17 protein-coding genes, 2 tRNA genes, 3 rRNA genes and 1 pseudogene are annotated in these 26,902 nt (G+C 41.7%); 12 read left to right on the forward strand and 11 right to left on the reverse strand.

All coding sequences use genetic code 11. The annotated features are described in order from the left end of the window. Positions 1 to 89: 89 nt before the first annotated feature. The 10 genes from ABH008_RS03785 to ABH008_RS03830 form a co-directional block, all read right to left on the reverse strand. Entirely contained in the window at positions 90 to 1,235 is a 1,146-nt protein-coding gene (locus ABH008_RS03785; protein WP_347988530.1) for a glycosyltransferase family 4 protein, read from the reverse strand. Further along, positions 1,232 to 2,377, reverse strand: coding sequence for a glycosyltransferase family 4 protein (locus ABH008_RS03790; protein WP_347988531.1), 1,146 nt, complete (start codon positions 2,375 to 2,377; stop codon positions 1,232 to 1,234). The genes ABH008_RS03785 and ABH008_RS03790 overlap by 4 nt, the downstream gene beginning before the upstream one ends. Positions 2,378 to 2,574: 197 nt before the next feature. Then, on the reverse strand, positions 2,575 to 3,687 hold the full coding sequence (locus tag ABH008_RS03795; protein WP_347988532.1) for a glycosyltransferase family 4 protein: 1,113 nt from the start codon (positions 3,685 to 3,687) through the stop codon (positions 2,575 to 2,577). A 542-nt stretch (positions 3,688 to 4,229) separates the two neighbouring features. Beyond that, a complete protein-coding gene (locus ABH008_RS03800; RefSeq protein ID WP_347988533.1) occupies positions 4,230 to 5,606 on the reverse strand; it encodes a hypothetical protein in 1,377 nt (458 codons plus the stop codon). Positions 5,607 to 5,674: 68 nt separating this feature from the next. Next, positions 5,675 to 6,880, reverse strand: coding sequence for an O-antigen ligase family protein (locus ABH008_RS03805; protein ID WP_347988534.1), 1,206 nt, complete (start codon positions 6,878 to 6,880; stop codon positions 5,675 to 5,677). Positions 6,881 to 7,002: 122 nt separating this feature from the next. Continuing rightward, positions 7,003 to 7,623: an acyltransferase gene (locus tag ABH008_RS03810; RefSeq protein WP_347988535.1), complete on the reverse strand. Its 621-nt coding sequence runs from the start codon at positions 7,621 to 7,623 to the stop codon at positions 7,003 to 7,005. Between the two features lie 11 nt (positions 7,624 to 7,634). Next, positions 7,635 to 8,858 (reverse strand): glycosyltransferase family 4 protein, encoded by a 1,224-nt coding sequence (locus tag ABH008_RS03815; protein WP_347988536.1) that lies wholly within the window; start codon positions 8,856 to 8,858, stop codon positions 7,635 to 7,637. Beyond that, a complete protein-coding gene (locus ABH008_RS03820; protein WP_347988537.1) occupies positions 8,855 to 9,928 on the reverse strand; it encodes a hypothetical protein in 1,074 nt (357 codons plus the stop codon). Before ABH008_RS03820 ends, ABH008_RS03815 begins: the two co-directional genes overlap by 4 nt. A gap of 376 nt (positions 9,929 to 10,304) precedes the next feature. After that, positions 10,305 to 11,285 (reverse strand): glycosyltransferase family 2 protein, encoded by a 981-nt coding sequence (locus ABH008_RS03825; protein ID WP_347988538.1) that lies wholly within the window; start codon positions 11,283 to 11,285, stop codon positions 10,305 to 10,307. After that, positions 11,273 to 12,817, reverse strand: coding sequence for a hypothetical protein (locus ABH008_RS03830; protein ID WP_347988539.1), 1,545 nt, complete (start codon positions 12,815 to 12,817; stop codon positions 11,273 to 11,275). The genes ABH008_RS03825 and ABH008_RS03830 overlap by 13 nt, the downstream gene beginning before the upstream one ends. A 643-nt stretch (positions 12,818 to 13,460) precedes the next feature. Between ABH008_RS03830 and lysA the strand changes: the two genes are divergently transcribed. From lysA to rrf, 9 genes are all read left to right on the forward strand, one after another. Then, positions 13,461 to 14,714 (forward strand): diaminopimelate decarboxylase, encoded by a 1,254-nt coding sequence (lysA, locus tag ABH008_RS03835; protein WP_347988540.1) that lies wholly within the window; start codon positions 13,461 to 13,463, stop codon positions 14,712 to 14,714. A gap of 3 nt (positions 14,715 to 14,717) precedes the next feature. After that, on the forward strand, positions 14,718 to 15,548 hold the full coding sequence (gene dapF, locus ABH008_RS03840) for a diaminopimelate epimerase (RefSeq protein WP_347988541.1): 831 nt from the start codon (positions 14,718 to 14,720) through the stop codon (positions 15,546 to 15,548). Then, entirely contained in the window at positions 15,545 to 16,234 is a 690-nt protein-coding gene (locus ABH008_RS03845; RefSeq protein ID WP_347988542.1) for a DUF484 family protein, read from the forward strand. Before dapF ends, ABH008_RS03845 begins: the two co-directional genes overlap by 4 nt. A gap of 3 nt (positions 16,235 to 16,237) precedes the next feature. After that, a complete protein-coding gene (gene xerC / locus ABH008_RS03850; protein ID WP_347988543.1) occupies positions 16,238 to 17,143 on the forward strand; it encodes a tyrosine recombinase XerC in 906 nt (301 codons plus the stop codon). A 481-nt stretch (positions 17,144 to 17,624) separates the two neighbouring features. Further along, positions 17,625 to 19,157 (forward strand): 16S ribosomal RNA (locus ABH008_RS03855). 61 nt (positions 19,158 to 19,218) lie between these two features. Continuing rightward, positions 19,219 to 19,295 (forward strand) — tRNA-Ile (locus ABH008_RS03860). A gap of 92 nt (positions 19,296 to 19,387) precedes the next feature. After that, positions 19,388 to 19,463: transfer RNA gene (locus ABH008_RS03865), tRNA-Ala, on the forward strand. A 477-nt stretch (positions 19,464 to 19,940) separates the two neighbouring features. Then, a 23S ribosomal RNA gene (locus tag ABH008_RS03870) occupies positions 19,941 to 22,835 on the forward strand. A 182-nt stretch (positions 22,836 to 23,017) separates the two neighbouring features. Next, a 5S ribosomal RNA gene (rrf, locus tag ABH008_RS03875) occupies positions 23,018 to 23,133 on the forward strand. The 16S, 23S and 5S rRNA genes sit together here with 2 tRNA genes alongside, the layout of an rRNA operon. 136 nt (positions 23,134 to 23,269) lie before the next feature. Here rrf and ABH008_RS03880 read toward each other — a convergent pair. After that, a pseudogene (locus tag ABH008_RS03880) lies at positions 23,270 to 23,500 on the reverse strand (transposase domain-containing protein); the annotation flags it as partial. Between the two features lie 180 nt (positions 23,501 to 23,680). Here ABH008_RS03880 and ABH008_RS03885 point away from each other — a divergent pair. Genes ABH008_RS03885 through ABH008_RS03895 form a run of 3 tightly spaced genes read left to right on the forward strand, consistent with a single transcriptional unit; the run spans position 23,681 to position 26,878 of the window. Then, positions 23,681 to 24,928 carry a tyrosine-type recombinase/integrase gene (locus ABH008_RS03885; RefSeq protein WP_347988044.1) on the forward strand — a complete coding sequence of 416 codons (1,248 nt, stop codon included), beginning with the start codon at positions 23,681 to 23,683 and terminating at the stop codon, positions 24,926 to 24,928. Continuing rightward, on the forward strand, positions 24,925 to 25,884 hold the full coding sequence (locus tag ABH008_RS03890) for a tyrosine-type recombinase/integrase (RefSeq protein WP_347988043.1): 960 nt from the start codon (positions 24,925 to 24,927) through the stop codon (positions 25,882 to 25,884). Before ABH008_RS03885 ends, ABH008_RS03890 begins: the two co-directional genes overlap by 4 nt. Further along, entirely contained in the window at positions 25,865 to 26,878 is a 1,014-nt protein-coding gene (locus ABH008_RS03895) for a tyrosine-type recombinase/integrase (RefSeq protein WP_347988042.1), read from the forward strand. Before ABH008_RS03890 ends, ABH008_RS03895 begins: the two co-directional genes overlap by 20 nt. The last annotated feature ends 24 nt before the right edge of the window (positions 26,879 to 26,902 follow it).

The raw sequence follows: 26,902 nt of genomic DNA on the forward strand, positions 1-26,902 counted from the left end.
TTAGCAATCGTCTGTGTATTTATCTTAATTTATAAATTGATCTAGTTTGAATATTGAATATTCTTGCAGAAAAATAAAAACTATATTGATTAGCATTCGGAAGTTTGTAGCAGAAATTGTGTTAAACGTTTCGCAGAAACGCTACTTGCATATTGGTTTAGAAAGCGTTGGCGAGCTGCGCTAGCCGCTTTTGTCATCCATGCGGCATTTTGCATGGCCTCAGAAACTAGACGAGCGGCGCTTTGCGCATCGTTTAAAGGTAAAGCAATACCCACGGAGCCATCTCCCAGTATTTCCATCACTCCACCTACGGGTGTAGCGAATATTGGGCGGCCACGTCCCAGCGCTTCAATTAAGGTGATCGGTAAGTTTTCAATCGTTGCTACATGAATGCAAGCTTTATGCGAGTTAATCAGCTCTGCTGCATTACTAATAAAGCCGCTAAATTTAACCAAATGATTAATATGCAATCTAGTTGCTGTTTCTTCTAATAAAGCTCTGTCTGGACCATCACCTACAATAGTGACACTTAAGTCAGAGTTTTGTGCATGTAATGCTGCTATGATTTCAAGCAAATACTTCTGATTTTTACGTGTTTCAAGGCTACCAATACAAATCAAATCTGTTAATGGATGGGTAATTTCAGGTGCACCAGGATCGGATAAAAAATTGGGTACAATAATAGCTTCAACTTGAGTTATGTCAGGTATGCGCTGATATAGCTCTTTTTGCATAAATTCAGAAACGAATACTAGTCCATCCAGTTGCGGTAATATATGGGCTTCAAATTTTTGAATATTGCAATACAAGGTGCTGTTTTTGCAAATGATCCCTTTTCCTACCCATTCGTCAGCCTGCGATATATTAAAGTGAGTAACCATTATTACTCTTTGTTGTGAAGTGATACGTGCTTTTAGTGCAGCGGCAGCAGAAACCGGGCATTGCGCATAGATAACACAATCGATACCTGATTGTAATTGTTGCTGCAAAGCTAATTGTAAAAAATAGGCATGCCAGTGTCGGTACCACCACACGCTTAGGGTGCCAGAAAAAACATGCAATATTTTTCGTAAAGCAAATATCGGATATACCAGCCAGTTATAATAACTGAAAGGCGTTATTAATCGGTGGCTTATATGGTGTTGTGATAGATAATTCATTAAAGAATTACAATGGGTTTGTACACCAGTTTCTCCGGTGGGACGCATGATTGTAGCAATGATAATATCAGTCATGAGGAGAGGGGGTATTTATCCGCAATAAATTTATCTAATCCGGTAACAAAGTTTTTTACCATGTTTTCTATAGTATAGAGATTGCTGCTACTCAGAGCGTTCGATTTTAAAAATTCAAGCAAAGTATTAGAATTTAAAACAGATATTACCGCTTCAGCGTAAGCTTGTAGAGAGTAATCAGTTATGATGCCGTTATAATTTGGTTTCAAGTAATCAATTTCAGGGCTGTGAGTGTTTTGTTTGGTAGTAATTAGAGGTAAGCCGGTTGTAAATGCATCTATAATGCCAAGGCCAACCATGCAGGGAATTAAAAATACATCTGCACAGAGAAAAGCTAAGTTTTTTTTATGACCATCTAATCTGCCTAGATAAATAATAAAATCATATTTTTTTGTGTAGCTTTCAACTAATTCTTTATGGAAACCACTACCACCAATTAATAATAAAAAATCAGGTATTGTTTGGTGTATATAAACAGCACTCTCAAGTAAAAAATGTATATCCTTGTCTTGATGTAAGCTACCGCAGAATAGCCCTATTTTTGTATTGTAACCAATTTTATGATTATCTTTAAATGTTAGTATATCTTGAGAAGTTAAGCTATTAATTGATTGTTTAAATCTTAGAGTATTTATGCTGTTATTTAATACTGATATACGATTTTTATCGAAACCAATATTTGTTAAATATTCACATACACTTTCAGTATAAGCAAACCACCAATCGGGTCTTATCGCTAAGTATCGTTTAAATCGTTCTCTGAACGAATTGGGATCAATTTGGCGGTTCATGCCGTGCCCCCAATAAGCAAATGGTCTGATATTTAAATAGCTTAGTAGTAGTAAAAAATAGTTATGTAGATGTTTATTGGCCTGTTCTGTGATGATAATGTCCGCCCAGAATATATGTTTTAAAACATTTTTTAAAATATGAATTTTATTCTTGAATAGCCAATAACTTTCTTCAAAAAAATAATAACCTGTATCCACAACGGCAGTATCATTTCGTTCTCGTTCTTCTTTCCACGGTGTGCCAACGACAACGCGTAACTCATGGTTATTCGCGACGAGTGTTTGGTTTAGCTGTTCAAAAAAATCTAAACGATATTTTTTTAACATAGGTTGGAAGATAACTATTTTCATGGATGTTTGTTTTTATAGATACGTTAACTAATAATCGATCATTAATTTCAGATAATATAAGTCTTAATTTATTATTCAACCTTGCATTTAGCATGGTTACTTTGTGGCAATAATTGATGTAAATTTTTTTACACAATCTGTGCCTGCTTTGCGATAAACAAAAAGAAATTTTGGCAGAGACCTAAAAATAATGGTTATTAGGTCTTTTGCTCAGCTGCTTGCTTAATAGCCTCAATCATACCTTGTGCAGAATTGTCATAATTGTAATTAGCCACTTGTGAGCGAGAGTTTTGCGAGAACTGATCATAAAGTTCTTGGTTGGTCAATAAACTAATCGCTGCGAGTGTCCACTGTTCAACATCCAAGTCTCGCACAAAAGCATTAATCCCATCTACTAATAGCTCCGTCACAGAGCCTGGATGTGGTGAAACAATCACGGGTAAACCTGCAGCGCAGGCTTCATTTGCAACAACGCCCCATGGATCCCATTCAGATGGAAACAGAAAAACTTTGGCATTTGCATAGCAAGCAGGCAGTTCTGCTTGGGTAACATAACCGAGGAATCGACAATCAACTTGAGCGCTGATTTCAGCAGCGTAACTGCGTAATTGTGTTTCTAGTTGGCCGCTGCCGACATAATCTATTGAGACTTTTCTTCCTAAACGCAGGGCAACTTGCTGAGCAACTTGCAGTGCAAATTGGGGGTGTTTGTGAGCAAGCAAACGACCACAGAATATAAAGTCTGTAGATTTATTTATTGGTGGTAATTTAAATTTTGCATTATCCGCACAAAGACAAGATAAATGTATGCGTTGTTGAGATACCCCGTATTGTTTGAATAAGGTGGTTGAGCCTAAGCATGCACCTATAAAAGATTCGCTACGTCGCAACACGAATTTACGTAATAGCCGATGTACAAACGTAAGAGTTTTTTCTGAGTTTGCGGTGCCGTCGGTCATGGCAATATGCGGCACACCTTTTTGTAACGACCAGGCAAATGCAAATAAAAAAGTTGGAATATAACCTGTTGTAATGATCACATCGGGTTGTAATTGTGTAAGTAAAGACCAAACATCGGTATCCCAATGCATAAAACGACGCTGCATAGCCAAGTAGCGGCCAGTTAAAAAGTGTAACTTAAAGCCATATTCTGTTGGTTTAGTCGTAGTATCTATGTGGGCAGGCGCGCAAAATATTAGTTCCAAGTCTATGCCATCCGTTTGCGCAACGCGTTGCCATACAGGAACTCGATAAGGCGCTGGTACATTGGTAACAATCACGGTTTTTATGCAGTTGCTCAGTTTGGTCATCTGGATTGAACATGTATTCGTTAACGTAATCAACTGCTGGTTAATAAAGACTTAGCTAATAGAGTAAAAGCCACTATGCTGCATATCAACAGTTTTTAGATATGTTGGGTAGTAATTAGATCGTCAGAATGAAAAGCTTGCTTGGTAAAGTTATTCTTATGCATTCATTAGTGTCCTTAAACAGACCACGATTGTCTAAAGTGAATTTTATACCAGTTTGACTAAAAGCGTATAGGGTTCAATTCTAAAACTAGTTTACGCATGAAATATTTCATAATTATTAATGTAAGAAGCAAAAAACAAGTAGCTTGACAAAATATACATTAAATTTTATGTTGGTGATTAATCGTTTTGACAGAAGCATATCTGTAAGTTAGGTAGAAAAATGAACTTTTTATAAGATTAAGGCGAACATTGATCTATGTTAATCAAGAGTTTTTTGGGTGTCTAAAAGTAAAAATCCAGGTTTTTCGACATTGCCTACAGAAATATTTTTTACCGAGCCTATTATTTAATCTTTATAGCGATTATCTTTGTTTACCTTATTTTAATAGGGTATTTAATTCGCCAGTAGTTTTGGTTGTAATTAAGGCATAATTATATTCAGGTATTGATCTAGATATCAATAAAGAGTCAGAATTGATTGATTTATTTATAAAGACACAGATATCGGCAATTCTAGAATTGTCGAAGGGTAAGCGATGAATGATTTCTATATTATTTTTTTCTAAAAAGTCGATAAAGAAAAGCTCATCACCCTCATTAACAAAAGAGATGGTTTTTTTATGATCTTTGTTATCTGAATTGAGGTCAATAATTTTGTTTTCAATGAGTTGCAATGTTGATTTGTCAATATATTCCTCTTGAAATAATTGCGGATGCATTCCTGCAAAACCTCTTTGCCATTCAAGTAAAAATAGAATGCAGGTAAATAACGTTAAGGCATATTTGTAGGGCTTTTTGCTTAACATAGTCCATAAGCCTAATATAAACATCATTATGGCGGCATTAAGAAAAACTGCATACCACATTTCTTTGCCTATGCCCCAAATCATATAGAAAGACAAGGAAAATGAGAAAAAAATTAATGCCAAACGTTTGGCATAATAAAGAGTATATAAATTGAATAGAGAAATAAAAATTAAAATAGAGGTTTTAGTAAAATCTGTGTAGATTGGTTTGCGTGAAAGTTTCCTCGAAAACTGAAAAGCCATATCTTGTACAAAGCTAGCATAATTGTCATTGACATAATTTATGTAGCATATGAATAATGCTATGGTGAAGAATAAAATAAAAAAGTCTATATTTTGTGCTGTATAAAATTTTTTTAATCCGTTTTCTCTTAGGTCATTTAATAATATAAATGCAATTGGGGCTGCAATATATACCATATTAAAATGAGTCAATACACCCATTATCATCAAAGCTATAACAATAAGGTAACGTTTATTTAGTAGTGAAATTAGCGTAATCAAAGACAATAGTAGAATAAAAACATCCATTCTGGCAATATTGGCACAGACTAAATTTGCAGGGGTTAAAAAAAATAAAATAGGTATAATAATGGCATGGGAACAAACTCTGATTTGCACTAGGCGGGTAATGATAATGAAACAAACTAAATATGCAAAAAGAGAAACATGACGAGATATTGCATAAGAATATCCAAACAGTTTGTAAATGAAACCCATAACCACCATGTAACCAGGCTGCATCCACATAATGGTGCGATTATCGCTTAATGCTGAAGAAAATAATGTGTTATGTCGGTAAAAGCCGAGCGATTGATGAAGAAATGCGGATTCATCTTCCCAGGGAGTTGGATAATTAAAACCAAAACGGCTAACAAAAAATAAAATTATGAAGCAAAATATCAGTATGTAAAAGCTGTATAAGTTAAAAAAATGTTTATCTTGCATAGCTAACTCTCTTAATTCCCTAGAAAACGCTTACTTCACGATGCTTGAAAAACTGGTCATTGATATTGTTATGAGACTTTGAGTTTTCTATACAAAACAACTGAAGAAGCGGCGATAAACATAAACATAATATTCAAAGAGTCCATACCTCTAAATAACGAGGATTCTGTAAAACTATGCAGTAGTATCATGATAAATCCGGTATTTAGAAAAATATAACTTTTTTCGTCTGTTTTTCTTATTTTACGAAGACAATTAATGGTTTTTAAAAAGATCATAGCGATTAAAAAAATCGCAATACTACCACCTTTAACTAATAGCTCAAGATAGCCGTTATGCATATGTGACATTGCAAAATGATATTTATTGGTTAGCTCTTCCAAGCCATCAAAACCATAGCCAAACAATGGACTTTCGGTAGCCGCTATCAAGGCTTTTTCCCATAAGATAGTTCGTCCAGAAAAATTGGTTGATCGCCCACTGGCGCTAAAGGCACCTGAAACAATTTCATCCGCGCTGGTCATAAGACCTAAAATGCCAGCAATACTGATAATGGCACAAAATCCGATGATTAATTTGGTGGCAAAATTTAGCCTGTTTCCGATATAAAAATAGATAACTAAACTGGCGACAATGGCTGAAGCAATTACTCCTGTCATGCTGTCTGCTTTAATAGCAATAAAAAATGCTACAAAAGCAGAAAACAAGCAAATTAATTTTTCTAGGAAACTTTTAGACATAAAAAATAAATTAGTTGATAACCACATGCCTAACAGCGCACTACCGCCTAAGGCATTAGGATGTGTAGTGATGCCAACCCATCTTAATTTTGCACCTATCATTAAAGTACCGAGTGATGGGTATTGGCTGGCTACATAAATACTGGCTAAATTCATCGCCAAATACAACCAAAAAACATACCTAATAATCAGTAATCGTGATGACTCAAAAACCAATCCGGCACATATACTGATAAATAGAATAGAAATAAGAAAAATAAAACCTTTTAAAACATCTTCGGCATCGCTTGCCCATAATGCTGATAAAAGCACATATAGAATCATAATAAACAAATACTTTAACTGACTTAATGTCTGAAATACGGCATTGCTATTAACTACAGCTAAAAAAATCGTTAATACTATTAACCCTCTATGTAATGGGAAGCGTTCTAGGCTATGATATATAGTTATATCCAGGCCAAAAGTCCCCCAAAATAGATATATACATAAAGTGATTACGGTTAGCTTTTTCCATCTAAACTCTGAGTTCATAGCGCCTCATAATTAGAAACAATTGGGATATTCTCTCGAAGTCAGGTGAGTGTAATATAATATAAATCATTGATATTGGTATGCAAAAAATCTATCTAGTTTCTAGTGCAAGGTCGGTGGCTTCAAATTGCCATATTAGCTATCACTTTAGCCGGTACCCCCGCGGCAATTGAGTTGGGAGGAATATCTTTACTTACAATTGATCCTGCGCCTATCACGCTATTTTGGCCAATACGCACACCTTTCATGATTTTACTGCCAGCGCCTATAAAAACATTATCTTCAATAATAATTGGTGCGGCAGCAATATGATCGGGATTATCATCATGACGTCTGTTATCGGCAGTTATTTTATGAAAATCAGTGTCAAAAATTTGTACGTCTGCACCAAATAAACAATTTGCGCCAATTTGTATAGAAACAGCCGCACAAATAGCAACGCCGCTCATTCCTGTATCGTTGCCAATAGTAATGCTGGCATTTGGTCTAAGTGTGCGCAGGATCACTGGGCGAGATACGCCTAAGGCAGTAAAATGTGAGTTAGAACAAAGTACCACATCTTTGCCAAGTGAGATTTTACTATTTGGACTTAGGGAGACGATAGGGCATCCATACAAAGTGGGCGCTTGTTCAAAACTAACACCCTCTAAATTTAATAACCAGCGCCCGCTTAGGTTCCACCAGCGAGTCAATATGGCTGTTTGTACTCTTTTAGTCAATTGGTATAAAAACTGTGCAGACATTCGGAACTATCCTAAGTGGTAATGCTATTTAAAATCTGCTGATATAACTCCAGATATTTGACACAAACCACTTCAGGAGCAAATATTTTTTGTGCCCTATTGTATCCGGCAGCTGAACGTTGTTGATAATCACTATCAAATGCGGTATTTAATGAAGCCAGAATGGTTAATGGATTACTAACATCAGTTAAAACTGCGCAGCATAATATATTGTTTGTTTCATTATTACCTACAACCCAAGGAACGGCGCCGCTATTGCTGCCTGCTACTATGGGTAAGCCTAGTGACATTGCTTCTGCGATAACTACACCAAATGATTCTTCTAATGCTGGATGTAATAATAAATCCAATTGATCTAGTTGCGTAATCAACGCCTTGTGAGGCATGGATCCGTGAAAAAACAGGTTTTTAGTAATTTGCTGTTCTTGACACCATTTTTCGGCAGCTTGATTTGGACCAAAGCCTTGCCCGTATAAATGTAATTCAGCTTCAGGATGGATTTTGTGGAATTGCGCAAAAGCGAGTAAGGCAGGTTGTGGATTTTTACGAGATTCCCAGCCATTACAAATCAAGCCTATGCGTTTGGTGTCGGGTTTTACGCGAATCCGGCCTGCAGTCAATACAAAATCTGCTAAAGGGTTAGGTACCACTCGAATTGGAACGGATGTGTAGTGTTGTACTGCGCCGACCATATAATCGGAAACTGTAGAAAAATGTTTGCCGTGACGATATACCTGGCGAGCCATCAGATAACGCATGGCTCGATAAGGATATGGATTAAATTTTAGTATTACCGCTGGTGCATCGTGGCAGGTGATTAGATGCGGTATCTTGGTTTTAATGGCCGCCAGAGCAAATTCATAAGTCCAGTGAGCATGAATAAACTCGGGTTTTGCACTATTGATTGCTTTGGTGAGCAAGCGTCTTTCATAACCAAACGTATCAATTGCGCGTCCAATATGCCGCCTGTTAAATCGCCAGGCACGAGGTCGTTCTGCGCAAATATAGTATTCAAAATTTGGACCTGTAAGCTTGATGATCTCTGCTTCAGGGTATATGGAGTTATCGGTAGTAAAGGCAGAAACTTTATGTCCTTGCTTCAATAGTTCCCTGATAATTACGCCTGTAAAAGGCGCACCCGTATAGCCAGCGGGTAAGGTGTCAGGTTTATCTTGCAAAAGATCGGCGATATCAGTGCTGGCAATGGGAGCGGCAATGCCAATATGAAGTTTCATAACGCTTGGTGTCCGCTAAAGCTAGATTGATTGTTGAATAATTGCTCACGAATGACTGCGGCTACTTGTTTATAAACGACGCAGGCCTCAAGGTGTTCACGAGCATATTCTGCTGCCTGAAAACCCAGTTCATTGCGTTGTTCAATAGGTAGGCTAAGTATATACAGGGCAACATCCACAGCTTCGCGTGGTGTTTTTATAATGAATAAGCCCGGGATGTTGCTAAAAATATGTTCATAACCGGGTTGGTAATTGGTAATATGTGGGACACCGCAAGCAATGCTAATTGGTAGGCGATCTGAGGCATAAAATGCAATATCATCGTATTGCCCCCAATTAAAGCTCATCCAGGCGTCACGGATAGCTTCGCCCTGTTTGTCAAAGGCGATTCCGCCTTTGCAATAGGGAGCATTTTTCCAGCCTAGTCCTCCACCATAAACAGCAAGTCTATCACCCAGTTGTTGGTATAGTAATTGCGCTGTTTGTTTGCGGCTACGTCCTCCGGGTACATATAACCAGGGAATACGTTTTATGCAGGGTAAATTTGCAATCATTACAGCATCATAGCTTCGACTCAATGTGGGTTGCCACGGTGTGCCAAAGCGTTGGCTGTCATAGGAGTGGGGGGCAAAGCGTATTTTTTGGGCTCCAGCAGCATAGGCCATGTCTACCAACTTTCCTGCGCCAACTAGATAACACAGGTCGGTTTCAGCAATAACAGCTTTTAGTGTGTCATCCATGCGTTTAATGATGTAACCGTATGGATCAGCTTCAAATAATACCAGTTTTGGTTGACTTGGAATGGCTTTGAGTTGTTTTAAATAGGCGCGATCTAATGGATAACCATTATTTGGATGTTGGATGAAAATAACATCGGGCGCGAAATCCTGAGCGGTTTTCAGCAATTCTTGTAATGCATCGCTATGGCTGTTAAGTATTTTTTGTCTGACCAGATATGAGTAAGCGGAATAGGCAGTAAACTGACCTTCCTGATGCAGTTTTTCAAATGCCATACGTGGACCAATTTGATCCCCTTCCATATTTTCATTCGGTACATAAAGCCAGCGCATGCAATAACCTCATCCTGTTTAGTAATAGTTTAACAAAGGTTGGCAGCCGTTTTGTAAGTATTGGTATGCCAAATGTAGTCTTTAAGGTTTGCTTATGTGTATGTTAAGCAAAGTGTATATGTATTCAGTTAATTGATTTTCAAAACTGTCGGCAGTTAGTTTGCCCATGTTTATGGATGAATGCGTCGTAGATTGCTTTGTCTTAGAAAACTATAGCAACAAACTCTGTCACCGATAAAACATCATTGGCACGCTGTCAGAGTTAAGCTACATAAGGCTACTACACGACAGTGTAAGAAACGTATTTTTTTGTTTCTCGGTTTGAACGAATATGCATAGATGTATTCAAACTTTTAATAACTTGATATTCCTCCTGTTAGTTTCTTCCTACAATGGGAAAACCGTGGCTTCGCCAGACTAACTTTGTAATATATATGTAAATCTTTGCAAGAATATTAAGGTTTTGAATGCGGTAAAGTTTGAGTTCAAATGCCGAAAATTCATTTAGGCAGGCAGGGTTGAGTTTGCTTAGCAAGAATTGTAGAGTGCTGTGATCATTGTCTCTGAGTTGGCACAAAATGCGATTTCTGACGTCATATTTAAAGAAAATAGTAAATAAACGCTGCTTTTCGGGATAGTTGAGTGAAAATTCATGAGTCAAATTGAAAAAATCAACTACATATTGCATCATTTTAATTTGTTCAGTTCTGGCTAAGCCAGTAATTTGACCATCTACACCATTATTACGAATAGCCAAAGAATAGCCAACGTACACATAAGGTGCCAGAAAGGCCAAGCGGTTAAAACAACTCCAGTCTTCGCAAAGTTTTTTCCCTACCGGAAAGCCATTACCGTTATCAATCTGGTTGAAAATGCTTTTGGCCACGACAGTGGCACTGATATGAGGCATGGTTTGTGGGTTCTCAAAATACTCAATGGTTTGTATTTTGTCTTTGTAGCGATTCAATATTGCATTGCCAGCTTGTCCGGTCATAATATTTCGGTGCCAGCTTGGGCAGCCATACATGCCTGCCGAAGGAAATAATTCGATGGCTTCGCGCATCTTTTGTAGATAACCCGGTAACCATTCGTCATCAGCATCTAGGAATGCTATGTACTCATACCGAGCACACTCTACGCCTTTATTTCGTGCAGCACTAACGCCTTGATTATATTGGTTTATGATGCGGATGCGAGTGTCGTGACTAAAGATGCTAATTGCTTCTTCCCAATTATCTGTAGAACCATCGTTAACGATGACCACTTCAAATTCGGCGTAGGTTTGGGTGAGTACTGAAACTAAAGTACGCACTAAAATATGAGCTTTGTTATACAGTGGTATGACTACGGTAAACATTTTCTGCGTCCAAATTTATGAGTGACCGGGGCGAGTATTTCTTTGAATTTTGACCTTTCTTCGCCTGAAAATCCTAAAAACAAAACAATTATCAGGTAACTGATGATGCTGAGTACCAAGGTGGTAATAAAGCGCAGATTGCCATAATCAAAGTAGTAGTGAGGTAAGTATGAAATACTAAAAACGAGTAAAAATGAACATCCACAACGAAGAAGGACATTGGTCAGAAAATTGATCAGAGATAGAGCGCAGTGCTTTTTGCTATACAACAGAATGATAGCGGATGCGAGCATGGCGTAGAAAATGTAAACTAAATATATGCTGTACGCTGGATAACCTGCCTGAAACAAAAAATATGAAATGGGTAACGGAAATAGTGTTATTAACGACGAGACAGTTTGGTAGGATTTAATGTTACCCACTGCAGAAATCGCTGAAACCAAAGGGTAGAAAAAATGTTCAATCAGATTTCTTATTAATAGCAATCGACAAAAAATAACAGCAAAATCAGGGACATTTTTAAGCCAAGTTTGCAGTAAAAATGGCATTTCTATAATGGCAGGAATATAGAGTGCCATTACTAAAAAGAAAGAAACCTTGCTACCCATCAGGGTGGCTTTCAACATTAAATTTCTGTCACCAGCGCCAGCACTTTTATCTATCAGTGGGTTTAAAGCTTTTAACATATTGACAGACAATACCCCAAGCTGACCACTAATTTGGTTGGCTATTGATTGTGCAGCATTAATAGCAGTGCCAAAAAATATGTTAATAATAATGCCTTGTCCATAATTGGAAATCATGGTGCTGGCCGAGCCCAGAAAAGACCATGCGCTAAACCCAGTCATTTGTGTTAGTAGTTGTTTATCAAAATATTTTCGTAAGTTTAGCGTGCATTCACTGTAATGCCAGTGACAGTAAATCAATCTGAAAATAAGCAGGAGTATTGATAAGCTAGCCATTAAAAAGCCATAGCAAACTAAATGATCAAAATGACTTTTAGTAATGAAAATGGCAATTGCCAGTTTGAGTAGGGATTCAATTATTGCCAGTAGCGCATAGAAAAACATATTTTCGTGCGCAGTGATGATAGCTTCATAAGGTACAGAAAGTATCGATAAAACGGTGCTGATGACTAGAAATTGATAAATCAGATTGGCAGCAGCCATACGCTGTTCAGCTATATTTAAAATGCCATTGAAGAAATAGTGGCCTGCAATTTGCAATAACAGTAAAACAAAAAATGCTGTAATGATATGTAACAGCATACTCATATTGAAGATGCGCTTAATTTTTAGTGTATCACCAGCGCCTTGTGCAAATGACATAAAGCGTTGGCTAGCGGCGGCCATTGATGAATTTAAAAAACCCAGCATGGCGATAGCACCGCCCACTATGCCAAACAAACCAAAATCCTCTGTTCCTAATGCGGCTAAGGTTAATCGTGTGGCGTAGAGAGATATGAAGACCGTAATTATCATCCGTATATAGAGGATGCCGGTGTTTTTGGCTACTCGTTTGCTTGCATCCATGTTGATATACAGTCTATTTTAAAATGAGCCTAAAACGTTTTAATATTCAGTAACCTGCTGCAACTTAATCGTTTTCTGTCTTAGTGAATTCGGCAGGTAATGAACTTGGGTAAACCTTAATTTTCTTTTGTACTTGATTGGTTGCTGGCAATAGCTTAACGCTATTCATTGGGCAAGACAAACATAGCCGTTTTCAGGGCGATAACAATTTACATACAAGCTAATTATTAAATGGTAGCATAAGATTATGACAGAAATAATGCTAAATCATACTTCATTTTTCACTGCTAAAAATACTGTTAATTATAGAATCCAGTAAGAGTAAAAAAGGCTATTCAGGGAAGTTTAAATCAATATTCTCAAAATATTCTGGAATAATACGTCAAGTTCTTATTCTTTTTTGTCTGTGTTCTGGCTGCGCTGTGCTATATTTCGGCACCTGTTTTTTTACTTTGGTCGCTCAGTTTATTGATAGTTTGATGCGCGTTTATTTCTTCACGCCAGTATCCTAATTTTGTATGAAATATAATACCCTTTACCTTGTTCTAATTTTGTGGTTGCTTCAAGCCTGTGGTCAGCCAGGTCCTTTGTATTTGCCTGATAATAATAAACCCCCTGTTTACGTTCCCCCTGAAAAATGACTATGGATGATTTTAATTATCAGCTGGATGAGTTATATGTCGAACAATTTGCTCTTGCAGAGCTTGCAGAACAATATAATACGCCCTGCTATGTTTACTCCCGTGCCTCTATAGAGCGGCAATGGCGGGCATTTGATTCTGCCTTTGCTCAGCACCCGCATCTGATTTGTTATGCGGTTAAGGCAAATTCAAATATTGCTATTCTTAATGTATTGGCGCGCTTGGGGTCGGGTTTTGATATCGTGTCTGCTGGTGAGCTGCAGCGCGTATTAGCTGCAGGTGGCAGTCCTGATAAAATTGTATTTTCAGGTGTAGGTAAGCGTGAAGATGAAATTCTGTTAGCACTGCAATTAGGTATTCGTTGTTTTAATGTTGAGGTCAGTGCCGAGCTGGATAGAATTAATCGTTTGGCGGGGCAATTAGGTGTGATTGCGCCAGTGTCACTTAGGGTAAATCCTGATGTTGATGCAAAAACTCATCCATATATATCTACTGGATTGAAAGAAAATAAATTTGGAATTGATATTAGTGTTGCTATTGCTGAATATCGGCGTGCAGCAAAGATGCCGCACATAAAAGTAGTGGGTATTGACTGCCATATTGGTTCACAATTAATTGAAACTGCACCCTTTATTGATGCCTTGGATCGCGTCTTGACATTAGTGGATGCATTGCAGTTAGAGGGGATTCAATTACATCATCTGGATTTAGGCGGAGGGCTTGGTATCTGTTACCGTGACGAGCAACCGCCGCAGGTTGCTGAGTATATTAAGGCTTTATTGCAGCGTTTGGCCGGGCGAAGTTTTGAGATTTTATTAGAGCCAGGGCGCGCCATTGTCGGTAATGCCGGGGTGTTGTTAACTCGAGTGGAGTATTTGAAGCCGACTGCAGGTAAAAATTTTGCGATTGTCGATGCGGCTATGAATGATTTGCTTAGGCCTTCGCTTTATGGCGCTTGGCAGGATATTGTACCCGTAACTGTTGCTGAAGAGGAGGGTGCTGAGCGAGAGTGGGACATTGTTGGGCCTGTATGTGAAACTGGGGATTTTTTGGGAAAAAATAGACGTTTAAAACTTGCCGAAGGTGATTTGTTAGCGGTACGTTCTGCGGGTGCTTATGGTTTTTCTATGAGTTCAAATTATAACTCCAGGCCACGTGTCGCTGAAGTTATGGTGGATGGTGGGCGTAGTCATTTAATTAGAGCTAGGGAAAATATTGAGCAATTGTGGGCCGGTGAACAGCTTTTGGATTCGTGAAGCATGATAATTAATTTCAGTAAAATGCAAGGCTTGGGCAATGATTTTGTGGTCATTGATGCAATTAGTCAGTCTATCAATCTGACAGTTGAGCAAATTTGCTTTTTTGCTGATCGCCATTTTGGTATAGGATGCGATCAGTTATTATTAATTGAAAAACCATTGCAAGAAAATGCTGATTTTAGATATCGTATTTTTAATGCCGATGGAAGCGAAGTTGGCCAATGCGGCAACGGTGCGCGTTGTTTTGCCAAATTTGTTCTAGATAAACAACTGACTAATAAACATGAAATAGTGGTCGATACTCTATCAGGGCAATTGGTGTTGCGCATGGATGAGAGAGGGTTGATTACTGTAAACATGGGGATTCCTAAGCATCAGCCGGATGCAATACCATTAGTGATGGCCGATGAATCAACGCTTTATAACGTTAATATAGACGATAATGAAGTTGAATTTGCGGCTTTGTCTATTGGAAATCCTCATGCAGTTATTCGAGTTGACAATGTTGCTGATGCAGCTTTAGAGACGATTGGAGCAGCAATGGAGCGGCATCCGCTCTTTCCTGAGCGTGCTAACATAGGATTTATGCAAATCATTGATCGCCAATCTATTAAGTTGCGTGTTTATGAACGTGGCGCTGGGGAAACTCTGGCCTGTGGTAGTGGAGCCTGTGCCGCTGTCATTGCGGGGATTGAGCAAAATTTATTGGATCTGGATGTAGGTGTGAGTTTGCCGGGTGGGGAATTGCAAATACGCTGGTTGGGGCGTGGTCATCCAGTATTTATGACAGGTCCAGCTATTTTAGTATATGAAGGACGGATAGAAATATGAGTGATGAACAGCAAGCGAATATCAGTGAAGCGCAGGTTGTTGCCTATTTGCTTCAGCATCCAGAGTTCTTTCAGGGGCATTTGGATTTGCTGGAAAAAATGCATATACCACATCCTAGTGGAAATGCCATCTCGCTGATTTCTAAGCAATTAGAAATTTTTAGAGCTAAGCATCAGGAACAAGAAAGTCAGTTAATTGGTCTTATTGAAATAGCAAGAGAAAACGATGCGTCTTTAAGTCGTATGCATGAATTAACTCTGGCATTGCTAGAAGCAAATACACTGGAAGAAGTAGTTGCAAATTTGAACGTGGTGTTAGCAGAGTGCTTTGTTACTGATTTTGTTGCGGTTAAAATTATCAAAAAACAGTTAGATTATGCATTGGATAATGTCTTTGTAGATCCAGATGATGAGCGTTTAAAGTTATTTGCAAATGAATTAAGTACTAATCAGCCAAAATGTGGGCGTCCAACTTTGGCGCAAGCGCAGTTTCTATTTGGTGATGTGGCGACAGAAGTTCGTTCTAGTGCCATTATTCCGATGGCATTTACCCAGTTGGAAGGCATAATCGCAATTGGTAGTCGAGATGAAGCGCGTTTTCATTATAGTATGGGTAGCTTATTTTTAATGCAGATGAGTGAAATTATCGGTACGCGTTTCATTTCTTTGTTGCGTGATGTGGAATAGGTTGTGCATAGAGATGCTCGGCAAGCTGTACAAGAATTTATAGCTTATCTTCGCGGCGAAAAGCGAGCCTCTGCGCATACTGTCGGTAATTATCAGCGTGATTTGTTGCGCATCCAAACGTTTTGCGGTGAGCATAACATCGAAACTTGGCAGCAATTACAAAGTAGTGATATTCGACTCTATATTGGTATCCGCCACAAAAATGAAATAGGTGGTCGAAGTATTCAGCGTGAATTGTCTGCAATGCGTAGTTTTTACCATTTCCTGCTTAAAAAAAACTGGGTGCAACATGATCCTTTGCAGGGATTACATGCTCCTAAATCCCCAAAGAAATTACCAAAAACGCTTGATGTTGATCAGGTTGCTGGAATTTTGGATACAAAACCCGGCAGTGTTTTGGAGATTCGAGATTTAGCTATGTTTGAGTTGTTTTATTCTTCTGGCTTAAGGCTATCAGAGTTAGTGATGCTTGATTTAAGTGATATTCGTATGGCGGATGGTTTTTTACGTATACGTTTTGGTAAAGGAAATAAAGAGAGATTGGTGCCAGTGGGTGCTAAAGCGGTGGATGCTTTAAACAAATGGTTGGCTCTCAGGCCAGAAGTGATTTCGATGGCTGTATTTGTTTCTCAGCGAGGTGCGCGGCTTGGTCAGCGTAGTGTGCAGCAGCGATTGGCAAGATGGTGTGTAAAAAATGGGGTGGCAGAGCACATGCATCCACATATGTTGAGGCATTCATTTGCCAGCCATCTCTTGGAGTCAAGTCAAGATATTAGGGCGGTGCAGGAATTGTTGGGTCACAGCAATATAAGTACCACGCAAATCTATACTCATCTGGATTTTCAGCATTTATCTAAAGTGTATGATCAGGCACATCCACGGGCAAGAAGAAAAGATGTAGTAAAGTAAAATGTCTGTGGTTAACGGGTTATTTATCGTTGACACAAAACATTACATAAGCGCTATCAACAAAAAATAATTAATTTTTTAAATTAAAGCTTGACCAACGCATTTGAAACTGTATAATGGTCGGCTCTTCAGGGGTGATTGCAAAGCGGTAACTTCTGAAAAGTTGGTAGGTTGTAAAGTGTTTTAAGTGCTTGATTATGTTTTGTAAGTTTGTCATCGTGTTGAGTTTGGATGCGGCGCTACTGAGAAAAAATAAGTTTGACAAGAATTTAAAATGCTGTAGAATGTATCGGCTCAACAGTGACGAAAGTGACTGGCTCTTTAACAGTTTGAATCGAAATAATTTGTGTGGGTATGCGTGGCGGCAATGCTCTTGTTTAAGAGATAGTCGGCACATAAACCACGTCAATTTGTAATAAAAAAGACGCTTATGTTGTCGAGCCAAGATTGGTTACTGATCTATCAGTGACAAAATGATATTAAACTGAAGAGTTTGATCATGGCTCAGATTGAACGCTGGCGGTATGCTTAACACATGCAAGTCGAACGGTAGCAGGCTTTCGGGCGCTGACGAGTGGCGGACGGGTGAGTAATGCATAGGAATCTGCCTTATAGTGGGGGATAACGTGGGGAAACTCACGCTAATACCGCATACGACCTACGGGTGAAAGGGGGGGCTCTTCGGACCTCTCGCTATAAGATGAGCCTATGTTGGATTAGCTAGTTGGTAGGGTAAAGGCCTACCAAGGCGACGATCCATAGCTGGTCTGAGAGGATGATCAGCCACACTGGGACTGAGACACGGCCCAGACTCCTACGGGAGGCAGCAGTGGGGAATATTGGACAATGGGCGAAAGCCTGATCCAGCAATACCGCGTGTGTGAAGAAGGCCTGAGGGTTGTAAAGCACTTTCAATGGGAAGGAATACCTATCGGCGAATACCCGGTAGACTGACATTACCCATACAAGAAGCACCGGCTAACTCCGTGCCAGCAGCCGCGGTAATACGGAGGGTGCAAGCGTTAATCGGAATTACTGGGCGTAAAGCGTGCGTAGGCGGTTCGTTAAGTCAGATGTGAAAGCCCTGGGCTCAACCTGGGAACTGCATTTGATACTGGCGAACTAGAGTTGAGTAGAGGAGAGTGGAATTTCAGGTGTAGCGGTGAAATGCGTAGAGATCTGAAGGAACACCAGTGGCGAAGGCGGCTCTCTGGACTCAAACTGACGCTGAGGTACGAAAGCGTGGGTAGCAAACAGGATTAGATACCCTGGTAGTCCACGCCGTAAACGATGTCAACTAACCGTTGGGTTCTTAAAGAACTTAGTGGTGGAGCTAACGTATTAAGTTGACCGCCTGGGGAGTACGGCCGCAAGGCTAAAACTCAAATGAATTGACGGGGGCCCGCACAAGCGGTGGAGCATGTGGTTTAATTCGATGCAACGCGAAGAACCTTACCTACCCTTGACATCCAGAGAATCTGTTAGAGATAGTAGAGTGCCTTCGGGAACTCTGAGACAGGTGCTGCATGGCTGTCGTCAGCTCGTGTCGTGAGATGTTGGGTTAAGTCCCGTAACGAGCGCAACCCTTATCCTTAGTTGCCAACAGTTCGGCTGGGAACTCTAGGGAGACTGCCGGTGATAAACCGGAGGAAGGTGGGGACGACGTCAAGTCATCATGGCCCTTATGGGTAGGGCTACACACGTGCTACAATGGCCGGTACAGAGGGTTGCCAACTCGCGAGAGTGAGCTAATCCCAAAAAGCCGGTCTTAGTCCGGATTGCAGTCTGCAACTCGACTGCATGAAGTCGGAATCGCTAGTAATCGCGGATCAGAATGCCGCGGTGAATACGTTCCCGGGCCTTGTACACACCGCCCGTCACACCATGGGAGTGGGTTGCAAAAGAAGTAGGTAGTTTAACCTTCGGGAGGGCGCTTACCACTTTGTGATTCATGACTGGGGTGAAGTCGTAACAAGGTAGCCCTAGGGGAACCTGGGGCTGGATCACCTCCTTACAAAGACAGAGTAACTGTCATGCGTACTCACAACAAATTATTTCGATTGAAAGACACACCTGGGTCTGTAGCTCAGTTGGTTAGAGCGCACCCCTGATAAGGGTGAGGTCGGAGGTTCAAATCCTCCCAGACCCACCAACTAAAGACGACGACGATGAGAGGTTATGGTAGGCTGAAGGTCTAACAGAATCTAAATTGTTTAAGTCTTCAGTTAACGCTTATGCTGACATGGGGCCATAGCTCAGCTGGGAGAGCGCCTGCCTTGCACGCAGGAGGTCAGGAGTTCGATCCTCCTTGGCTCCACCATTGTCTTTCGCAAACTGAGTAGTAAAAACAAAGCAATGTAACAAATAAAGAAAGAATAAAAGCAGTAAAGGCAGTACCAAAGAAGTAAAACAAACAGTCAACAACAACTCTATACGGTTTTAACGATACCGCCGCAAGGCAGGGTATTGATAAAGACTTTATAGAATTGGTGTTAAACCAATAGCTCTTTAACAATGTGGAAATCTGTAACAACTATAGTAGTGATCAGCAATGATCAAAACTGATGTGAAGAACTGAATCGAAAGAAACGGAACAACACATCACTCTAGCAAAAATCAGCGAAAATGTCAGCTGAACAGATAACCAAAATAGATCAGGCAACGAAGAAAGCAAACGTTGGCTAAAGATGACTGAAAAGGCGTACTCAGTAACGACTGAGAAATCCAATTCACTCTTCATTAACCGCGAGTGTTTTTAAGTACGCCGTCCGCGAGGACAGATGTATTGGGGTTATATGGTCAAGTGAATAAGCGCATACGGTGGATGCCTAGGCAGTAAGAGGCGATGAAGGACGTTGTAGCATGCGAAAAGCTTTGGGGAGTTTGCAAACAAACTGTGATCCAGAGATGTCCGAATGGGGAAACCCGGCGAGGAAAACCTCGTCATCCTGCAGTGAATACATAGCTGCTGGAAGCGAACCCGGAGAACTGAAACATCTAAGTACCCGGAGGAAAAGAAATCAACCGAGATTCCCTAAGTAGTGGCGAGCGAACGGGGACTAGCCCTTAAGCTAGAATAAAGTTAGTGGAACGGTCTGGAAAGTCCGGCGATACAGGGTGATAGCCCCGTACACGAAAACTTCATTTTAGTGAAAACGAGTAGGTCGGCGCACGTGAAACGCTGATTGAACATGGGGGGACCATCCTCCAAGGCTAAATACTCCTTACTGACCGATAGTGAACTAGTACCGTGAGGGAAAGGCGAAAAGAACCCCGGAGAGGGGAGTGAAATAGAACCTGAAACCGTATGCGTACAAGCAGTGGGAGCCCCTTCGTGGGGTGACTGCGTACCTTTTGTATAATGGGTCAGCGACTTACATTTTGTGGCAAGCTTAACTGAATAAGGGAGGCGTAGCGAAAGCGAGTCTTAATAGGGCGTTCAGTCGCAAGGTGTAGACCCGAAACCGGGCGATCTATCCATGGCCAGGCTGAAGGTCAGGTAATACTGACTGGAGGGCCGAACCCACGTCTGTTGAAAAAGACGGGGATGAGCTGTGGATCGGAGTGAAAGGCTAATCAAGCTCGGAGATAGCTGGTTCTCCTCGAAAGCTATTTAGGTAGCGCCTCGTGTATCACTCTTGGGGGTAGAGCACTGTTTCGGCTAGGGGGTCATCCCGACTTACCAACCCGATGCAAACTCCGAATACCAAGAAGTGCAAGCACGGGAGACACACGGCGGGTGATAAGGTCCGTCGTGAAAAGGGAAACAGCCCAGACCGTCAGCTAAGGTCCCCAAATCTATGCTCAGTGGGAAACGATGTGGAAAGGCACAGACAGCCAGGAGGTTGGCTTAGAAGCAGCCATCCTTTAAAGAAAGCGTAATAGCTCACTGGTCGAGTCGGTCTGCGCGGAAGATTTACCGGGGCTAAGCATAGTACCGAAGCTACGGATTTACGCGTTAAGCGTGAGTGGTAGAGGAGCGTTCCGTACGCCTGCGAAGGTCAATTGAGAAGTTGGCTGGAGGTATCGGAAGTGCGAATGCTGACATAAGTAACGATAAAGAGGGTGAAAAACCCTCTCGCCGAAAACCCAAGGTTTCCTGCGCAACGTTAATCGACGCAGGGTTAGTCGGCACCTAAGGTGAGGCCGAAAGGCGTAATCGATGGAAAACAGGTTAATATTCCTGTACCAGTGGTAACTGCGATGGGGTGACGGAGAAGGCTATATCAGCTGTCGGTTGGAAGTGGCAGTTTAAGCGTGTAGGGAGTAGTCTTAGGCAAATCCGGGACTGCAATTCTGAGACGTGATGACGAGTGTTTAGCGATAAACGCGAAGTGATAAATGCCCTGCTTCCAAGAAAAACCTCTAAGCTTCAGGTTATCAGTGGCCGTACCCTAAACCGACACAGGTGGGTGGGATGAAAATTCTAAGGCGCTTGAGAGAACCCGGGTGAAGGAACTAGGCAAAATGATACCGTAACTTCGGGAGAAGGTATGCCGTTGATAAGTGAAATCCCTCGCGGATGTAGCGTAAGGCGGTTGCAAAAAATCGGTGGCTGCGACTGTTTAGCAAAAACATAGCACTCTGCAAACACGAAAGTGGACGTATAGGGTGTGACGCCTGCCCGGTGCTGGAAGGTTAATTGATGGGGTTATCTTCGGAGAAGCTCTTGATCGAAGCCCCAGTAAACGGCGGCCGTAACTATAACGGTCCTAAGGTAGCGAAATTCCTTGTCGGGTAAGTTCCGACCTGCACGAATGGCGTAACGATGGCCACACTGTCTCCACCCGGGACTCAGTGAAATTGAAATCGCTGTGAAGATGCAGTGTACCCGCGGCTAGACGGAAAGACCCCGTGCACCTTTACTATAGCTTGACACTGGACTTTGAACCTACTTGTGTAGGATAGGTGGGAGGCATTGAAGCGAGGACGCCAGTTCTCGTGGAGCCAACCTTGAAATACCACCCTGGTATGTTTGGAGTTCTAACCTAGGTCCATTATCTGGATTGGGGACAGTGTCTGGTGGGTAGTTTGACTGGGGCGGTCTCCTCCTAAAGAGTAACGGAGGAGCACGAAGGTACCCTCAGCCTGGTCGGAAATCAGGCAATGAGTGCAAAGGCATAAGGGTGCTTGACTGCGAGACGGACAAGTCGAGCAGGTACGAAAGTAGGTCTTAGTGATCCGGTGGTTCTGTATGGAAGGGCCATCGCTCAACGGATAAAAGGTACGCCGGGGATAACAGGCTGATACCGCCCAAGAGTTCATATCGACGGCGGTGTTTGGCACCTCGATGTCGGCTCATCACATCCTGGGGCTGAAGCAGGTCCCAAGGGTATGGCTGTTCGCCATTTAAAGTGGTACGCGAGCTGGGTTCAGAACGTCGTGAGACAGTTCGGTCCCTATCTGCCGTGGGCGTTTGAGATTTGAGGGAAGCTGCTCCTAGTACGAGAGGACCGGAGTGGACGAACCTCTGGTGTTCCGGTTGTCATGCCAATGGCATTGCCGGGTAGCCACGTTCGGACAGGATAACCGCTGAAAGCATCTAAGCGGGAAGCCCCTCCCAAGATGAGATCTCACTGGGACTATAAGTCCCCTAAAGGGCCGTTGAAGACTACGACGTTGATAGGTACGGTGTGGAAGCGCAGTAATGTGTGAAGCTAACGTATACTAATTGCCCGTGAGGCTTGACCATATAACACCCAATGCATTTGGGTGAGGTTGATGGGTGTTGAAAGACACCGAAGACGCTGAGACAGAGACTGACGTATTGAGAATAATATGACAGTATTGAAAAATGCGAAGAGTTTAGAGTACAGATTTCCATGCAGGTAGTGTAAAGCTACTGAATGACGACCGTAAGGTCAAACCAGTTTGCTTGGTGAACATAGCAAGCGTGAACCACCCGATCCCATCCCGAACTCGGAAGTGAAACCGCTTAGCGCCGATGATAGTGTGGCAGTTTGCCATGTGAAAGTAGGTCATCGCCAAGCTCTTAAATTAAGAGCCCTGATACCCATAAGTATCAGGGCTTTTTTTATGCCTGTTAATCTTGGCGAGTAGCGCTTTATTGCCAGCTAGGGTACTTTGTGTCAAAGAGGTTAGCGACAGTAAAGTATGCGCGTAACGCTACCACGTAGATTTTTTCGGCGGATTGAGTTTAATGTTCGCAATCCACTCTGGACTTAAAGGCAATAATTCGTCGATACGGTTATTAGGCCATGTGGGTAATTTTTCCAAAGTCCCCCTTAACCATTCGGCCGGATTAAGTCCATTCAGATTAGCTGTACCTAACAAGGTTTGAATGGCAGCCGCGCGTTTACCGGCTCGTTCTGAACCGGTAAACAACCAGTTCTTTTTTTTATGCAAAGCTTTGCATAAAAAAAATTATGCTCAGTCAGTTATTATGCTGAGTTTACCTGTAACTATGCGGAAAGCCGCGTAACAATTAGGCTTTCAGCGCAATAGAGCTGTTTTTTAACTCAACATAATAAATTGGTGGTTTTATGTAGTTCCTCTTGCTTTCATCAGGAATACATCATGCCTACCAAAATTCAACCAACGGGATTATCCCGCCTAGCCTTGCTCGTCGATGCACCGCTTAGCTGCATTGCCACCCCATACATTGAAGCATTACAAAAACAGCAATATGCCAAACATACTATTGAACTTTACCTTAAATGTATTATTCGTTTTAGTTGCTGGCTAAAAACAGAAAACCTAGATTTATCAAGTGTCACACCTAAACTGATTGACCACTACCTTAATGATTTAATGTTGCTGTACCCAGCAACGGTAGATGCCCGCTACTTCATTAGAATGGACAGAGCAGCTTTAAGGTGTTTGCTAATTCTTTTGCCTAAACAGCAGGTACAAATCACAAAAAAACCGATAGAAGCAGAACTTGATCGATTTTCTGATTATCTGCTTAACATTTGCGGGATTTCGCCACAGACCTGTGTAAATCGTCGCCAGCATATTTGCGCCTTTCTTAAACATCGATTTGACACAGCTCCACCTGATATTTCTCAGATTTCCGGTGACGATATTGATGCCTTTTTTCAACACCTAGCTTTGAAGTGGCAGCCAGCATCGCTTAGAGAGGTTAGCTCAAGCGTACGCAGTTACCTGCGCTTCCTCGCCTTGCAGGGGAAGCACATTTCTGTATTGCTGGCTTTTATTCCAAAAATTTCATCCTGTTCGCATGCGACACTACCCAAGGTGCTAACTGACATCCAAGTCGATGCTTTTTTAAAGGCATTCGATTGTTCTTATCCGGTCGGTATGCGCGATTATGCCATAGCTCGCTGCTTGCTCGACCTGGGTTTACGCGGTCAAGAAACAGCCTATTTAACGCTGGATTCTGTGGATTGGCGTAACGCAACGCTGACCATCAATATTAACAAGAGCAAGCGAGTACAGCAATTGCCACTTTCCACTTCAACTGGGCAAGCAATCGCTCAATATCTGTTCGCAGGCCGACCACAGACAACCAGTCGAATCCTGTTTATTCGGCATAGAGCCCCTTTTAATCAACCGTTAGGTGTACCTGCCATCCGCAGCGCGATGAATCGTGCATTTGTTCGTTGCGGTTTACGAAGTCAATTTTGCAATACCCATGCTCTACGGTCAACAACTGCGACACGACTACAAAAGGCAGGAGCATCCATTAAGGAAATTGCGGATTTACTAAGACATCAAAGCCTTGATACCGCAAAGACGTATGCCCGAGTTGACATTGAGCTTTTGCGTACTGTGGCGTTACCTTGGCCAGGGAGTTGCTCATGAAATCCAATTTCTGGAAGTTGCGGGTCGAAGCTTATTTAGTACATCGCCACAGTCTAGGTTATAAACTATCCATTGATGAAACCGTACTTAATGGATTTGCCCGCTACGCTGATGATCAGGGCGATCAGTATTGCCTGACGTTAGAACTTGCCGTGCAATGGGCTCGCCAATCGAAACGAAGTCAACCCATCACTTGGGCGCGCCGACTTGAAGTTCTACGTGGATTTGCTCGATTCTGTTTGCGGATTGATCCCGCTACGGTGATTCCACCAATAGGATTATTCGGCCCTGCCCATCGGCGACTTATTCCGCATATCTATACAGAAGCCGAACTCATTGCGCTGCTCAATGCAACTGATAATCTCGTTTCTCATCACGGCTTACGTCCCGCCACCTGTCGAACTGTTTTCGGTCTATTGGCTTCAAGTGGATTACGCATATCCGAAGCGACATCGCTAACTTGTAGTGAGGTTGATCTTGATGATGGCGTGCTTTATATCCATGAGACCAAATTCCTGAAAAGTCGCTGGGTTCCGTTACATCCAAGCACCACCCAATCACTAATCGACTACGCCAAGCTACGTAATCAAATCATATCTCATCCAGCCTGCAATCGTTTTTTCTTGTCTGACGAAGGACAGCCCATTAAACGGGCAAATATTATGTATGCCTTGCATTCGATTTGCCAAGAATTTGGCTGGAAGCCTCGTGGAGATTATGTACATCATCGACTACATGATTTTCGACATACATTCATTGTTCATAGCATGTTGCGATTTTACCAGCAAGGTATTGATGTTGACCACGCCGTGCTTGCTTTATCAACTTATGTTGGACATGCGCGAATCAGCGATACCTACTGGTATTTCACTGGCATTCCAGAACTGATGTCAATCGCAGCGGAACGTTTTGAAAGATATTCGAAGGAGATCAGCAATGAACAGTTTGCTAACTAATCCCGCTGAATTTGCCGCCTTAGTTCAGCGCTTCTTTGTCGAACGATTACTTCAGCAGAGAAATGCCAGCCCCAGAACAATCGCTGCCTATCGTGATACCTTTAGAATGCTCTTATGTTATGTCGAGCGCAAAATAGGTAAATCACCAAACAAAATGGCTTTGATCGATTTTAATGTGGCATTGATACTCGACTTCCTGGCATACCTTGAATCGGAACGCCACAATACGATAAGAACACGAAATGCTCGTTTGGCGACTATACGAGCTTTTGCACATTATGTGTCGCTACAATGTCCAGAGGCCATGCAGTTGACTCAACAAATCCAGGCGATTCCGATGAAGCGCTTTGAAAAACCTATGTTAGGCTTTCTATCTCGTGAAGAAATTCAGGCTTTGCTGGAAGCGCCCGACGATCAAACTTGGTATGGGTATCGGGATCGCATTTTGTTGATTTTGCTTTATAACACTGGAGCTCGGGTGTCTGAGTTAATTGGTATTCGAGTGGCAGACGTTGAGTTAACCATTTCACCTTCGGTACGTCTACATGGTAAGGGCCGCAAGCAACGCACTGTACCATTATGGAAAGATACCGCCACCAAAATACGTCAGTGGCTGCTGTATGCCAAGTTAAATCCAGAGCAATCATTAGTGCCAACACGCAAAGGCTTACCAATGACTAGATCCAATGTGGCTGAGCGAATTGCATTAGCGGTCAGCTCGGCAATAAAGCATTGTCCTCAGTTACAAGGTCGAAAAGTAACGCCACATACACTCCGCCACACTACAGCCATGCACTTACTACAAGCAGGTGTAGACATTACCATTATCGCTTTATGGTTGGGTCATGAAAACCCAGCAACTACCCATGGATATATTGAGGCTGACCTATCTATGAAAGAACGTGCTTTGTCGACAATAGCTCTGCCACCTGAAATTGGGCAGGTGCGCTATCATCCATCTGATGACCTTCTAAAGTTTTTGGAGAGCCTATAAAATTATGCACAGTCGGTAGCGCAG

The sequence above is a fragment of the Methylomonas sp. AM2-LC genome, assembly GCF_039904985.1.
Taxonomy (GTDB): Bacteria; Pseudomonadota; Gammaproteobacteria; order Methylococcales; family Methylomonadaceae; genus Methylomonas.